The following is a 14,276-nucleotide window of genomic DNA, read 5'->3' as shown; positions in this document are numbered from 1 at the left end:
AAAATCCTGCAAATTCTATTTAAGCTTTGCAGGATTTTCCAAGATTACTTCACAACATGAAAACCTTGATGCACGATCTCTTTTGGGTCAATATGTTGATCTAAATGCATACAGTAAACCTGATTCCGTAAGTCTGAGTGAATTGTCTCTTTCAACTTTCTTAATGACATATGGCTGTTACCCTCATAATCAAGTCCACAGGTATCTTGATAGATCCGATCGAGCTCCCCATTCTTAAGTCTAGTAATAATTTCATCCTCTATATGATTTGAATCTCCGCTATAGTAAAACACACCTTCTATTTGTCTCATAACAAAGCCATATGCCGGAATAGTTTTTACATGTGAGACTGGCAAAAATTCAACACTTATCTCTCCCAAGTTTTCATCTGCGAACCCCACTTTGCTGCTACTTTCCAGCAAATACATTTCCTGACTGACTCCAATACTCGTCAGGAAGCTCTTCATGAGTTCCCCATTGGGAAAAAATACAGTTGGCTTATGCTCTAGAATGTAATAGGAATAAAAAATTACTTCCCCAAGACTTCCTACATGGTCAGGGTGGGTATGAGTAATAATAATGTATATCTTTTTTATTTCTTCAAGTATATTTAATTCTCGAAGCCTGTGAAAAACTGTCCCACCGCTGTCAATAAGCAATAGACTATCCTTTTTCTTTATAAAAGCGCTTGTATTTCCTAATTGAGTATTAAAAGCACTCCCGATACCAATAAAGTTAATCATCTGCAAAGCATCCTCCAAAATTTTTCCGTCACAATACCTCCATTAGGCAGAATCCACTTATAGCTTGTCCAAAAAATTTTGAGATGGCCCAACCATTTTTTCCCAATATGAAGACAGATGAAACATACAGGCTAGCTCATAACGTCAAATAAAATCTACTAGTAGAACTATCTCTTATATTGATAATAATCTTTTATTTTATTATCTAAATCTCTGCTTATCTTTATTGCCTCCGTTGATACGGGTCCTTTCTTAGCAACAATATGAATCAAATTTAAACGCATCCGTTCTATTTCTTCCTGCAGCTCTTTTAAATTTATATCAGAAATAACCAACGCCTCCTATATTCGATATAACATATCATCGAATAAAAGAATTTAAATTTCATTTGATTTATAGCAACAAAAAGTGAAAGTATCTATGTAGGCAATCAAAAGAGCTGTTTTTGGTCTGTTACGAATGCCTGGATAGTAACTGGAACTGGTATCCGAATGCTTCAATTTCATCACGAGAGAGGATGATTCCCTCAGGTGGCCGCCTGTTGAGCTTGAACACCAGTGCCTGCTGCCCCGCTTCTTGGTGAAAGTTAATTCGATTCAAAGCGACTTCTCTATCTAAAAGGTCGGTAATTATTTCTGCCGTTGCCTTATGCCCTACTGCAGAAATAATTTCAGGTGCAGACTGAATCAATTTTTTGCACTCTTCCAAGCTGATTGTTCGGCAGGAATATTCTCCATCTGCTGTAATAATAGCACCATTTAGGATAGCAATGGGTTGCCTATTATCCATTATTATTTTTCTCCTCCTAGCATTAGTTTTCCACTATATGTTTATATCTTTCTGCCAAGCCTCTTAAAAGCCCTGCATGTACTGCAAATAATCCCGGCAGTCAAAGCTGCCGGGATTATACTAGTCGTGATCACCTAGCTGGGTAAGAAAAAGAAGAACTTGGATTTATACTTCCTTTTTACTGATGTCTGTTGAATCTAATAGTCCAAGTTCCTCAACAAGAGACAATTCCGGATTGATCTTAGTCCAAAGAATCGTCCCAATGATAAGAATCCCGCTAGCAAGTATAAAGGGATATACCCAAGATCCAGTACGTTGTACAATAAAGCCAAAGATTAACGGAGTCATTGCTGATCCTATTGCCCCGATAGAATTCATTGTTGCTGATACAGTACCTGCATAATCATGTCCAATATCAAGACAGGTTGCCCAAAATACTCCCACAGTCATCTCAAGACCAAACAATGCACAAGCGAGCAAAAATACGGAGAGATATTGAGATTCCGTCATGGCTCCCGGAATCATACAAAAGGCTGCAATGAGAAAACCAGCCATAGCCACACCACGGCGAGCAATTTTACCATTTTTAGTATGTTTCCAAATCTTATCCGATAGCCAGCCCCCTAACGTATCACCAATGGTACCAGCAAAAAGCGGCAAGCTTGCAAATATGCCCATTGTCATAATAGCGAAACCGCGAGCGTCCACCAAGTAAGTGGGAAGCCAAGTTAAGAAAATCCATAGTGTATAATTATAGCAAATATATGCTAAGCACAGGCACCAAAGATTTTTGCTCTTAATGAGTGTACGGAAGGGTAATTTTTGAGTCACTTTTTTCTTAACTTGTCCTTGATAAATCAGATCGATTTCTGCCTGATTAATGCCGCCCCACTTAGCTTGCAATTCTTCTGGTTTATTCCGATACCAAATGAACCAAATAATGGCCCAAGCCAGAGCAATAGCGCCCCCGAAATAAAAGGCTGGACGCCAGCCAAATTGGCTCATAATCCCTACCATAAGAATAGGAGTAATCGCCCCGCCAAGCCGTGAACAGGCATGAGTTAAGCCTTGTACAAAGCCACGTTCTGTTGCAGGAATCCAATGAGAAAAAGCCCGAGTGGCCGTAGGAAATGCACCAGATTCGCATATTCCAAATAAAAAACGGATAACAATTAAAGATGTAAAACTCCAGGCTAAACCCGTCATAACATCCACAGCCGCCCACAAAACAACGAGTACGGTTAACACTTTATGCGGGCCGTATTTATCTCCCAGAATGCCAACGGGGATTTGGAATATGGAATACGCCCAGGAAAAGGCGGCAAAGACAACCCCAAGCTCAACCTTGCTAATATTAAATTCTTTCATAATAAGTGGAGCTGCTACTGAAATATTAACCCGATCCACATAGGTTATAAAATAAAGTATACATACAATAAACAATACCCAATACCGCGTTTTAGTTGGCTTTTCCATTCGTATTTCTCCTTTATTGCATAGTCTGGCATGACTTATGGCCTTAAAACAACTTTAATGGCACTCTCGTCTTCTACTGCAGTTTCGAAAGCGTCTTTTATATTATCCAACTTAAATTCATGAGTAATCAATGATTTGACATCGATAATATTTTTAACTACCGGACGCAATGCCCAAGGAGTCCACACTTCACGCTGCTGACGAGTATGATGGACAAGACAAGTATTACGGAATTCCAATCCATCATCATGCCAACGGCTAATGTTCAAGTTTACAGGTTTGGTCATCCAACTATAGAAAACAAATATGCCATTATGCTTAATTAATTCTGATGCTGCATTAAAAGAAGATTCAACACCAGCAGCTTCTACAACAACATCTGCACCAATTCCATCTGTAAGGTCTTTTACATAACTAACAACATCTGCTTTTCTGCTATTAATGGTTACATCTGCTCCAAGTTTTTTAGCAATTGCCAATTTACCATCTTCAACATCGGCGACAATAACTTGGGATGCCCCCTGTTTTTTTGCACACTGGGCAATAATCTGTCCTGCAAATCCACCACCCATTACCACTACAGTATCACCAATATTGGTGCCAGTTGTAAGGCCTGAGAACATTCCACAGGCAATTGGTTCTCCTAAACTTGCTAAATCCATATCCAACCCTTCAGGAACGAGCTGCAATTCCCAAACCTTAGCTTTGAAGTATTCAGCAAAATTATTATTCCAGCCAAAGCACATGACTTTGTCGCCGGGTTTTACTTCACGTACCTTCGAGCCAATTTCAACAACTGTACCGCCGCTTTCATGACCAAGATAGAAAGGAAATTTGGGATCCTGACGAAATTCTGCCGTTTTCGGTGGAAGCTGTCCAAGATAAAAATTCTTATCCGATCCGCAGATACCCATAAGGTGATTTCGGACAATTACTTCATCCTCTCCCACAACTAGTTCTTTTTCAATTAATTCAATATCACGCTGTCCTTTTAATAAAGCTGCTTTCGTAATTACGCTCATGATTAACACTCCTATTTTTTATAAATTTAAAATCTTACAAAAATGCACAACCTGTAATCCTTCTTCCTTTGCTATCCTCACCTCACAATGTATCTGAGTCGACTTCGCCTTTAGCTTTTCGCTTAGTTACAGAACACCTTCGTCCGTAACTGTTAAAATGCAATAATTATGCCAATCTTTAATCAATTTAATAAATAATTATAAAAGGCAGGCTTTTAGCCTGCCCGTAAGGATAGATTTTACTTTTTATTTTTTACTCGCACTTATCAAATTTCCCCTTTCTGAACAAAATTTGTTCATTTTGTTCAAAACGTTTGTCATTCTACTTGATCTCATCAAACTGTTTTAAACGTTTCCACAATGTGGTACGACTTATGCCTAATTTAGCCGCTGCCTTACCATAATGATAATTGGTCTCTTCTAAAGCCCGATATAAGCATTCCCGATCTAAACTGCCATTGCTTCTAATTGCATCCTTTGCTGCCTTCTCCCGATTAGGCAGCACGGCTTCAACCTCTTGAAGGTCAACACAACTGTTTTTACTAAGCACCGCTAGACGCTCAGCAATGTTCTTTAATTCTCTTACGTTGCCTAACCAAGAATATTGGAGCAGTTTGGCTTTAGCCTCCTGGTTCATTTTTTTGCACTCTTTTTTGTTCTTTATACAATACCGCTTATAGAAATGGTTCATTAATAACATAATATCTTCTCCACGCTCCCGCAGGGCTGGAATGCTAAGTTGTAATATATCAAGACGATAATATAGATCTTCACGGAATACTCCCTGTTTTACAAGGTCATACAGATCTTTATTGGTAGCTGCTATTATGCGAACATCGATGGGAATCACTCGATCACCACCCAGACGCATAATTTCACGTTCCTGCAGGACCCTTAGCAATCGCCCCTGCATCTTTGGCGAAATCTCAGACACTTCATCCAATAAGATGGTACCACGATGAGCAAGCTCAAATAAGCCAAATTTTCCCCCACGAGATGCCCCGGTAAATGCTCCTTCCACATATCCGAAAAGTTCACTTTCCAACAAATTTTCCGGCAAGGCTGCACAGTTTACAGCAACAAAAGGTCCTTTGCAGCGGTTACTCCCGTTATGTATGCTTTGAGCAAATACCTCTTTACCGGTACCAGTTTCTCCTACAATAAGAACATTGGAATTCACTTGACTAAATTCACGTGCAACAGAAATAGTCTCTTTAATCGCTTTACTGCTTCCCAAAATATCCTCGAATTTCAGCTTAGCTACATGTCCGCGGTTATGTATTTTTTCACGAATTTTTCCTTCAAGTTCTTGAATGGCACCGACCGGTTTAAATGTTGCGACAACCCCAACCGTTTCACCGGCAATAAGAATCGGTACCGTATTAATTGCTATTTGTTGATCACCTACTGTCTGTACCTCTCCTATTTCGGATTTTCCTGTAACTAAGACCTTACCCAAATCAAGCTGCGGCAAAAGGTCTCTAACGTTTCTTCCAATTACTTCATTATCAAGACTGGTAATATGAATGGCCGCCATATTCATTAAATTAATTTTCCCTTGCGTATCTACAGCAATGATTCCTTCATCAGAATAATTTAATATTGCCCGAAACTGCTCTGTCCGTTCCTGTTCCTGCCGTCTTACCGCCGCTACCCGTTTGGCTTCTTGCAATGCAAAATAAACGCCTTCTCTGCCGGATTCTATAAACAAGCTATTCATTCCTATTCGCCGAGCTATATCGCTTGACATGACACCACCAATTACTGTCTGAATCCCATCTTCTTTTAGTTTCGCTATACTTAATTCAGCATCGTCTTCATTATTTACCTCAACAGTAACCAGCTCAATGTCCATAATACTTTCTATGCTCTTCGCTCCGCAGATCATATCGTAAGAGCCTACTATACCAATTTTTCGGTCCTGAAAGCGAACTAAGCACTCCTTAACAGAGCGCAGGATATCATAACCGCTTATTAAAAGATCAACTACTGGCGTATTCGGCAGGAATCTTTTCAGCGCACTGGCAGTAACCCCCCTGGCAATCACAACATCCGATTTAATATCTTGACTGACAATAGACCGGACTCCTATATTCACAAGAATCTCATATTCCCATTCCTTGTCGTCTTGTTCTTGTATAATCGTCTTGATAAATTCAGCAACACTTAAATAAGGTACAACAATAAGGATCTTCATTCTGCCACCTCTAACAACATACTTTTAATCACCATATTCTCCATTTTTCCATTCATAAAAATAACGTTATACAAATGGTTCGATTTTTACAAGCGTTTCAAATACGAATGTTCATGCCTAACTTCTCTTTAAAAATGCTGAATCCTGCAGACCTTTATACTATAGCATTATTTCTTCAAAACAATGGAATGAGATGACGGCTTCACTCCCGAAAGGCGTGCATCGACGCATTAAAATATACACTCCATTTTTTGTCTTCCCACTGGTATAGCAGGAAACAGCGGTAAGTATCTGGAATAGTTACAAGAAATACAACGCCTTAATGGCGACTATATCAATATTGGGACAATGATGGTAGGATGGTGATACAGGTGAAGATTTCAGTTTTAGGATGCGGTCGTTGGGGAACATTTCTAGCTTGGTATGCAAATCGGGTTGGGCATGAGGTAATGTTATGGGGCAGAGAGTCTTCGAAACATTATTTACAATTAAAAGAATCTAGAATGAATGATTATGTGACCTTGCCCCAAGATATCATGTTAAGTAATTCTTTAGAGGCAGCAGTCTCTTTCGGTGAGATTATTATTATCTCCATTAGCGCTCAGGAACTGCGCTCCTTTGCACATAGCATAAGCTTACAAAAAGGATTAAAAGATAAAATATTTGTCTTATGTATGAAAGGTATCGAAGCAAATACCGGCAAGCGGTTATCCCAAGTGTTCAGCGAGGAAATAGGAATAAGTTCCAATATAGGGATTTGGGTAGGACCAGGGCATGTACAGGATTTTGTTAGGGAAATACCTAATTGTATGGTTATCGGTTCTGATCATATTGAAGTAACAAAAAAAATAGTTGAATCCCTTAACAGCTCTTTAATACGATTTTATTATGGTCAAGATCTGATTGGGAATGAAATCGGGGCTGCTGCCAAAAATGTTATAGGAATCGCTGCAGGAATGTTAGATGGACTATGCTATAGCAGTTTAAAGGGTGCACTTATGGCAAGGGGTACACGAGAAATTTCACGCCTTGTGAGAGCCATGGGCGGAAACGATACAACGATATATGGATTAAGCCATCTGGGAGATTATGAGGCAACCCTCTTTTCCCTGCACAGCCACAATAGAAGATTTGGGCAGGCTTTAATAACTGGTGAACCATTTGATAAATTAGCGGAAGGTGTTTCTACCGTAAAAGCATTACAATATCTAGGACAAAAATATGAAGTGGAACTTCCCATTTGTAATGCTGTATACGAAATGATATTTGAAAATGCCGACCCAAAAGAAAAATTAATCGATTTGTTTTTAAGACCGATTAAGTTTGAGTTTTAAAAGAAGATCGCGAGAATCTTTTTTTGACTGCTAAGGTTCTTCTTTCTTCTTAAGGTATCCCTTTGGGTAGTATCTGACTAAAAAGTGCATACTATCTTTTTCCGAAGAATACTATATTATATATGTAAGAGTAAGCAGCGAAGAATTTAAGAATGGAGTGGTAACGTGAAGCTACGATTGTATTTGTTAATTACTTCTATTTGTTTAGGATTTAGTTTTAGCGGGGCGAATACCGTTTTCGCGGAAAGCAGTGTCATTCCTTACCCTTCTGGCTATGACCTTACTAGTGAAGGTGCCTCTTCGTATAACGGTCTGGGCAATGTGACAGACTCTCCCTATTACAAAACTGTCGATTTTTTCAATATGAAATCGACTGATACATTAACAATTTTACCGAAGTATAAAACCTATCAGCAAACAACAGAAATTACTTGCGGTCCTGCGGCTGCATTAACGGTACTGCATTATTCCGGGAATACAAAGTGGGATGAACTGAAAATTGCTGAAATAATGAAAACAAAGCCAGGAACCGGCACGGATACAAGTGGAATGGCTGCATTCTTTAAGAGCATTGGCTGGGATGTTAAATCCAGTCTAACTACTGATAAGAAGGATGGCAAAACTTTCGCAGACATTACTGATTTCAAAGAATTTGTAATCTCAAACTTAAAAAACAATACTCCTATAATGGTGGAAAATATTGATTGGGGCGGACATTGGAGAGTGATTATCGGCTATGACACCATGGGGACGCTGACAACAGCGGATGATGTTCTCATTTTGGCAGATCCCTATGATACAGGAGATCACCTTCAAGACGGATATGTTGTTAATCCAGCAGAAAAATTTTATTATATGTGGTTTGATGCCCATATGCTGCCAAAAGGTCAAAAAACACAACAATGGTTGACAGTGAAAGCACCTCACTAAAAAATAGAATGGAGGCGTTACTATGGATTTTTTAGAATTGGCAAAAGCAAGATATTCCGTTAGAAAATTTAGTCAGCAGCAGGTAGAGCCCGACAAGCTGGACCGCATTCTAGAAGCCGGCCGCCTTGCGCCAACTGCAGCCAATGCACAGCCACAACGTATTCTTGTACTCAACAGCGAGGCTAGTTTAAGGAAATTGAAAACCTGCACAACCTATCATTTCAATGCACCTTTAGTGCTGCTTATTGGCTATGACACTACCGCAAGCTGGAAAAGACCTTATGACAACAACGACAGCGGCTATGTGGACGCCAGCATTGTCACAACTCACATCATGTTAGAAGCGGCTAATTTAGGTCTGGGAAGCACATGGGTCGGACACTTCGATCCAGCCGTAATCCGAAAGACCTTTGCCTTACCCCCTTCTATTGTTCCCGTTGCTTTACTGCCCATTGGCTATCCGGATAAAGCTTCAGTACCAAATCCAAACCACGACAAACGATATGAGAAAGACAAAACCATATTCTATAATACATTCGCTGCCAGTGAATAAAATTAGCTACCCATACATCTACTACTAAAGTAGATCACGGGTAGCTTTCTCTTTACTGCATGCCAGATATCTCCAGCATCTAGAATATACTATTTTTCTGCGCAGTAATAGACACCGTTTTCATCACCGTGACATCAGGCAGCCTACAATTTAAATCGCCGAACGGCTATTTGCATATCTTCGGCAAGTTTAGCCAGGGATTGACTGGCTGAGGCCACTTCTTCCATTGATGCTGACTGTTCCTCAGTAGCCGCTGAAGCTGCCTGTGTTTCACCGACGGCGGCTTTACTGAAATCATCAATTTTTCGAACGGAACTTACCATTTGCTGGCTGCCTCTTGCCATTTGATCAATGGCAACTGAAATCTCCCTAATCTGTTCAGATACCTGATCAACAAGATCACTGATTTGGCCGAAAGATATTCCTGCCTGATTGACAACTTCAGTTCCCACTTTGACTTCATGAAAGCCTTCACTCATCGCTGTAACGGCTTGGGCGGTATCTTGCTGAATCTCACCGATGAGGGAGGCAATCTGTTTGGCTGCCTCTTGTGACTGTTCAGCTAATTTCCGTACTTCCTCAGCTACAACTGCAAAACCCCGCCCCTGCTCGCCTGCGCGGGCAGCCTCAATGGCTGCATTGAGGGCCAGCAGATTAGTCTGTCCGGCAATTCCAGCAATAGTATCAACAATAGTACCAATCTGCTGCGACTGAGAACTGAGCTTATCCACAGTTCCAGCAACGGCCTGTACCGATTTCTCGATCTCTGCCATTTGATTGACTGCTTTAGCCACTGCTTGACCGCCAGCTCTAGCCTGATTGGCGGCTTCGGCAGATTGTGCTGTGACCTGAGTAGTACTAGCTGCTATTTGATGCAAATTTGCAGTGCTTTGTTCAACAATTGCTGCGGTTTCGTCCGCCGCTTGGTTGGAAGCCTCAGCGCCTTTGGCAACTTCGGTAATGGAAGCTGCGATTTGGTTAGCTGCCTGAGCAGACTGATCGGCGCTAGCCGTCAATTCCTCGGATGAAGCGGCAACCTGCTCGGCATTGGTTGCCACCTGCAGCACCAGATCGCGCAGGTTGATTACCGCAGTGCCCAAAGCAGCAGCTAATTGCCCGACTTCATCTTTAGTTTGAGGCTGTACATTTATGGTTAAATCGCCAGTAGCCAGTTTTTCGGCTGCCTGAGCCATTTGTTTTACTGGGTTTGCTATGCTGCGGGCGGTAAAAAAGCCAATACCAACCCCTAATACTGCAGTCAGAAGAGCAACTATAACCGAGGTATTCCGGGCGGTTTTAACAGAGTTTTGCATATTATCAAGAGACTGATCAATCGCTGCATTGCGGAAGGATCTCGCTTCGCTAATCTTGCTTTGCAATGCTTCAGTAGCCGGTATCACATCATTCATCATGACACGAGTCGCTTCCTCTTTATTACCAGATCGAAGCAGGGGAAGTATTTCATTCTCTATTAGAGCTGTATATTTTTCGTTCGATGTTCTGAGCTCTGTCGCCAACTGCTTAGCGGCTTCTGTGCCGGACTTTTGTATAAGCTCGTCCTCAGCCTGCGTATTCAAATCCCTTAAATTCTTGTATTCCTTCAGCATCTGTTCGTTGCCGCTGATCCAATAACCCCGCATTGCGGCAACCTGACCTGTAGCATTGTGAGCGATTTCATTACTTAAAGCCAATCTCGGAAGATCGGTAGTTTTAAAATTTTCAGTGATGCTATCAATTTTGTTTATTTCGTAGATAATATAGATAAATCCAAGTGAAGCTACTAATACCACTGCAATAAAGTAAGCCACCATTTTTCCTGTCAGTTTCATGATCTCCATCTCCTCGTATATGTTAACTACTATGGATTGCTGCTTTTGTGCACCTATATATGTAGATATGTTCGCAAATATCGACAGTGAGAAGGAACATGTTTACTAATGTCGAATATTTTAGAGCAATAGGGGTTAGTTTAGTATTAATCTTCCCCTTCTTTCAAGCTGCCATGGCAGGCCATATTTCTTCTACCGTCTTGCCGATAATATCCGCAATTTCTTCTTGAACCTTGCGGCTCTTGGAACGTCCATAAATAACATTGCTGATAGCACTGCGCCCAATCTTTAATTTCCTTGCAATTTCAACAGGCCGGTGATTTTTCAAAAGTAACGCTGCCAAAATTTCGTTAGGTTTCACTGTTTTCCCCCCATGAGTATTTTTTATCGCCTATCACCACGTCCGTTAAACGTGGTAATTTTTAGGAACCATAAGTATACAAGTTCATTATAGTACGATCATACTATAACGTCAAGAAGGAATGTGTCATATGTACGATTTTTCTACATTTTCTAATCGATTAAAAAAAAGTATTGACGAAAAGGGCTATACGCAAGTTCAAGTGGCGCAGCACTTAGGTATTTCAAAGCATACACTTACTAAATACCTTGGTGGTCGAATTCCTGAAACAACAATTTTATATGCCTTGTCAAAGTTTTTTAATAAATCCATGGAATGGTTTTTAACAGGTGAAGACACATTTCATAGTACGATTGAACCATTTCAGGACATGCAAAAAATCGAGACCATTTTCGATCCCGATTTGAAACGTATGGTGGATGTTTTGAAATACCTCATGGAAAACGATAATCAAAACCTGCGAGGCTGGGCAATCATCCAATTTGAAGAGGCCTTTAAGCAGCACTGTGCTGCCCACGATAAAAAAAAACTACATGCATAGTCTCTTGAATGACAGCAGAAACTGGCGAGAGGTTGCTGCCCGCCTGGGAATAGGAATAGTAAAGTTTTTTTAGTAGGTTATTAATGATGATAACACCAAATGCTATCTGAGGGAAGAGCCATTCTGTTACAAGTTACTTTCAGGAAATCATAGTTGTCACAATAAGAGGCCAGTACACTGAGTAGTACTGACCTCTTGTTTTGCTTTTAATGAATGGCTTTCTTTTTAAACGTGCCACCCATTACATCATGCACATCATTAATCGTTATAAAAGCATCCTCATCAATCTCTGAAACAAGTGATTTAAATTTTGCCATCTCGAGTCTGGTAATCACGGTGTAGAGAATATGTTTTTCGTCACCTTTATAGGCACCTTCTCCGTGCAAAATCGTCACACCCCTGCCCAGACGGGCCATGAGGGCTTCGGCAATAGATGCCGAATAATCTGAAACAATGATAACAGCTTTTGATTCATCCAAGCCTTCAATGACGATATCAATTACTTTCGAAGCGATAAAATATGTAACCAGGGAATACATGGCTCGATCCCAGCCAAATACCAGTCCGGCTGCACTTAAGATAAACAGGTTGATAATCAAGACAATTTCGCCTACAGAAAAGCTGCTTTGCTTGTCCATTAAGATAGCTACAATTTCCGAACCGTCCAATGAACCGCCATAACGCACAATAAGTCCTACACCGATTCCTAGAATGATACCGCCGAAGATTGACGCTAAAAATAAATCATCTGTGAAACCGGGAACCGGCAAGAACATTTTGGTGAAATAGGACAAGACTATAATAGAAAATATCGTTGATAATGTAAAAGTTTTACCAATTTGTTTATATCCCAAATAAATGAACGGTATATTTATGGTAATTAAGAATACTCCCAGCGGCAAGCCAGTCAGATGACTAGCCATAATCGCAAGACCAACCACACCACCATCAATAACGTTGTTGGGAACTAAGAATATTTCCAGACCAGCAGCGTAGATAACAGAACCAATAAACAGGATAATATATCGCTGTATTTCTTTCCAGACCCGTTGTTTTTGTTGTTTTTTTGGCATTTGTAAACCTCACTTTATATAGAATGAGCCGCAGAAACGAAGATTGCCTCTTGTTGCATAGCGGCATTTGACATATTAATTATCATCGCAGCCTCACCAATCAATTCAACATTATCTTTTGTATGCCGAAGTATGATTTCAAACCTCCTCCTATTGGCAGTCTGAGTATGTATTTTTTATTTTGTTCATTAATTATAATTTCATCCTCTCATAAGACAAGAAGGGTGACTACATTGCAGATTTTTTCATTTTAAGGATTTTATATTGCTTAAATAAACAGTTCCCCATTCGCATACGACGTTTAAGACGGGTATAAAGCTTTGACCGATTTCAGTTAATGAATACTCAACCTTAGGTGGTACTTCCTTATAGACCTCTCTATGAACGAGTCTATCCTGTTCCAATTCCCGCAATTGGTGAGTAAGTATTCCTTGTGAAATATCCGGCAGCAGCTTTTGCAGCTCATTAAACCGTTTCGTTCCCTGACTCAACTGCCATAAAATCAGAAGTTTCCATTTTCCAGTAATGAGATTTTGAACGGCGAGCACTGGGCAAGTTCCTTCTTGAAAATGAAATTTTGCCATAATTCATGTATCCTTCTCAATAGTATTGTTTTTAGTAGTATATCATATAAATGTGCGTACTTGTAAAAATATTCATATAAAGATACTATTGAACTCAAAGAAATAGGAAAAAAAATGAATAGGAGTGAAATCATTATGGAATTTTTTGAGGTAATACATAAACGAAGATCCATTCGCAAGTATAAGACAGACCCGGTAAAAAAAGAAGATATACTCAAAATATTAGATGCTGCCAATTGGGCCCCGTCGGCATTAAATTTACAACCCTGGGAGTTCTTAGTAGTATCCGGTGATACGAAAACTAAAATGGGGGAAAATTACGGAAAAATCGTCGACGAATATACAAAAGGTTGGGATGCCGCACCCGACAAAGCATTTATGCCACGCAATGAGTTTATAAAATTCGCTAATGTCTACGGAGATGCTCCCATTGTAATTGTAGTTTTAACCGAAGCCAGCAGCGATCCGGCTTATCGAAAAGCATATTTGGAAAGCACTAGTGCGGCTATAGAAAACATGCTGTTGGCAGCTGTCGCCGTCGGATTAGGTGGTTGTTGGATGACTGGTCCTCTGGACGAAGAGAAACATCTGCGGGATTTGTTAGAAATCCCTGCAACTAGAGAAATTGTCGCCATTACTCCATTGGGTTACCCGGCAGTTACTCCTCAGCCCAGACCAAGGCAAGATCCGGATTTGACCAAGAAAGTCAAATGGCTGGATTAGGTCGATGCAAAGCAGAAGATTAAATCATTTGGGACAAGGGACCTGTCCCCGTGTCCCGGATAGCAGAAAAAAGGTTTGGCAAAAGAGCCAAACCTGCAAAATTTCTATTATTTTGTAGTGC

The 14,276-nt window shown here is 40.3% G+C and carries 15 protein-coding genes; 5 read left to right on the top strand and 10 right to left on the bottom strand.

The window, feature by feature from the left end:
• Nucleotides 1–44 precede the first annotated feature (44 nt).
• The 6 genes from FR7_RS01790 to FR7_RS01765 all read right to left on the bottom strand — a co-directional run bounded on the left by FR7_RS01790 (nucleotide 45) and on the right by FR7_RS01765 (nucleotide 6,227).
• The gene (locus FR7_RS01790; RefSeq protein ID WP_007938206.1) at nucleotides 45–743 is read right to left on the bottom strand and encodes an MBL fold metallo-hydrolase; all 699 of its coding nucleotides are present in this window, start codon (nucleotides 741–743) and stop codon (nucleotides 45–47) included.
• A 167-nt stretch (nucleotides 744–910) separates the two neighbouring features.
• The gene (locus FR7_RS01785) at nucleotides 911–1,078 is read right to left on the bottom strand and encodes an aspartyl-phosphate phosphatase Spo0E family protein (RefSeq protein ID WP_007948522.1); all 168 of its coding nucleotides are present in this window, start codon (nucleotides 1,076–1,078) and stop codon (nucleotides 911–913) included.
• 118 nt (nucleotides 1,079–1,196) lie between these two features.
• Nucleotides 1,197–1,532, bottom strand: a complete 336-nt coding sequence (locus tag FR7_RS01780; protein WP_007938205.1) for a YddF family protein — start codon at nucleotides 1,530–1,532, stop codon at nucleotides 1,197–1,199.
• A gap of 165 nt (nucleotides 1,533–1,697) precedes the next feature.
• Entirely contained in the window at nucleotides 1,698–3,008 is a 1,311-nt protein-coding gene (locus tag FR7_RS01775) for an MFS transporter (RefSeq protein ID WP_007938204.1), read from the bottom strand.
• A gap of 35 nt (nucleotides 3,009–3,043) precedes the next feature.
• A complete protein-coding gene (locus FR7_RS01770) occupies nucleotides 3,044–4,030 on the bottom strand; it encodes a zinc-dependent alcohol dehydrogenase (protein ID WP_007938203.1) in 987 nt (328 codons plus the stop codon).
• A gap of 322 nt (nucleotides 4,031–4,352) precedes the next feature.
• The gene (locus tag FR7_RS01765; RefSeq protein WP_007938202.1) at nucleotides 4,353–6,227 is read right to left on the bottom strand and encodes a sigma-54-dependent Fis family transcriptional regulator; all 1,875 of its coding nucleotides are present in this window, start codon (nucleotides 6,225–6,227) and stop codon (nucleotides 4,353–4,355) included.
• A 371-nt stretch (nucleotides 6,228–6,598) separates the two neighbouring features.
• Here FR7_RS01765 and FR7_RS01760 point away from each other — a divergent pair, with 371 nt between their 5' ends.
• From FR7_RS01760 to FR7_RS01750, 3 genes are all read left to right on the top strand, one after another.
• Nucleotides 6,599–7,561, top strand: a complete 963-nt coding sequence (locus FR7_RS01760; protein WP_007938201.1) for an NAD(P)H-dependent glycerol-3-phosphate dehydrogenase — start codon at nucleotides 6,599–6,601, stop codon at nucleotides 7,559–7,561.
• Nucleotides 7,562–7,726: 165 nt separating this feature from the next.
• The gene (locus FR7_RS01755; protein ID WP_007938200.1) at nucleotides 7,727–8,491 is read left to right on the top strand and encodes a C39 family peptidase; all 765 of its coding nucleotides are present in this window, start codon (nucleotides 7,727–7,729) and stop codon (nucleotides 8,489–8,491) included.
• A 22-nt stretch (nucleotides 8,492–8,513) separates the two neighbouring features.
• Entirely contained in the window at nucleotides 8,514–9,044 is a 531-nt protein-coding gene (locus FR7_RS01750; protein ID WP_007938199.1) for a nitroreductase family protein, read from the top strand.
• A 143-nt stretch (nucleotides 9,045–9,187) separates the two neighbouring features.
• Here the strand turns inward: FR7_RS01750 and FR7_RS01745 are convergent, their stop codons facing one another.
• Complete coding sequence (locus FR7_RS01745) at nucleotides 9,188–10,873, bottom strand: methyl-accepting chemotaxis protein (RefSeq protein WP_007938198.1); 1,686 nt, start codon at nucleotides 10,871–10,873, stop codon at nucleotides 9,188–9,190.
• A gap of 163 nt (nucleotides 10,874–11,036) precedes the next feature.
• Nucleotides 11,037–11,234, bottom strand: a complete 198-nt coding sequence (locus tag FR7_RS01740; RefSeq protein ID WP_007938197.1) for a helix-turn-helix domain-containing protein — start codon at nucleotides 11,232–11,234, stop codon at nucleotides 11,037–11,039.
• A 130-nt stretch (nucleotides 11,235–11,364) separates the two neighbouring features.
• On the opposite strand from FR7_RS01740, the gene FR7_RS01735 reads away from it, so the two are divergent.
• Nucleotides 11,365–11,775, top strand: a complete 411-nt coding sequence (locus FR7_RS01735; RefSeq protein ID WP_007938195.1) for a helix-turn-helix domain-containing protein — start codon at nucleotides 11,365–11,367, stop codon at nucleotides 11,773–11,775.
• A gap of 206 nt (nucleotides 11,776–11,981) precedes the next feature.
• Here the strand turns inward: FR7_RS01735 and FR7_RS01730 are convergent, their stop codons facing one another.
• Together FR7_RS01730 and FR7_RS01725 are read right to left on the bottom strand one after the other, a co-directional pair.
• Nucleotides 11,982–12,848, bottom strand: a complete 867-nt coding sequence (locus FR7_RS01730; protein WP_007938191.1) for a YitT family protein — start codon at nucleotides 12,846–12,848, stop codon at nucleotides 11,982–11,984.
• A 245-nt stretch (nucleotides 12,849–13,093) separates the two neighbouring features.
• Nucleotides 13,094–13,432 (bottom strand): winged helix-turn-helix transcriptional regulator, encoded by a 339-nt coding sequence (locus FR7_RS01725; protein ID WP_007938189.1) that lies wholly within the window; start codon nucleotides 13,430–13,432, stop codon nucleotides 13,094–13,096.
• 135 nt (nucleotides 13,433–13,567) lie between these two features.
• Between FR7_RS01725 and FR7_RS01720 the strand changes: the two genes are divergently transcribed.
• Nucleotides 13,568–14,155: a nitroreductase family protein gene (locus FR7_RS01720; protein WP_007938187.1), complete on the top strand. Its 588-nt coding sequence runs from the start codon at nucleotides 13,568–13,570 to the stop codon at nucleotides 14,153–14,155.
• The last annotated feature ends 121 nt before the right edge of the window (nucleotides 14,156–14,276 follow it).

Origin of the sequence: Pelosinus fermentans DSM 17108, from assembly GCF_000271485.2 — a bacterium.
Classification (GTDB): Bacteria; Bacillota; Negativicutes; order DSM-13327; family DSM-13327; genus Pelosinus; species Pelosinus fermentans.
The sequence above is the reverse complement of the archived record's forward strand: the minus strand, read 5'-3'. Positions and strand labels throughout refer to the sequence as shown.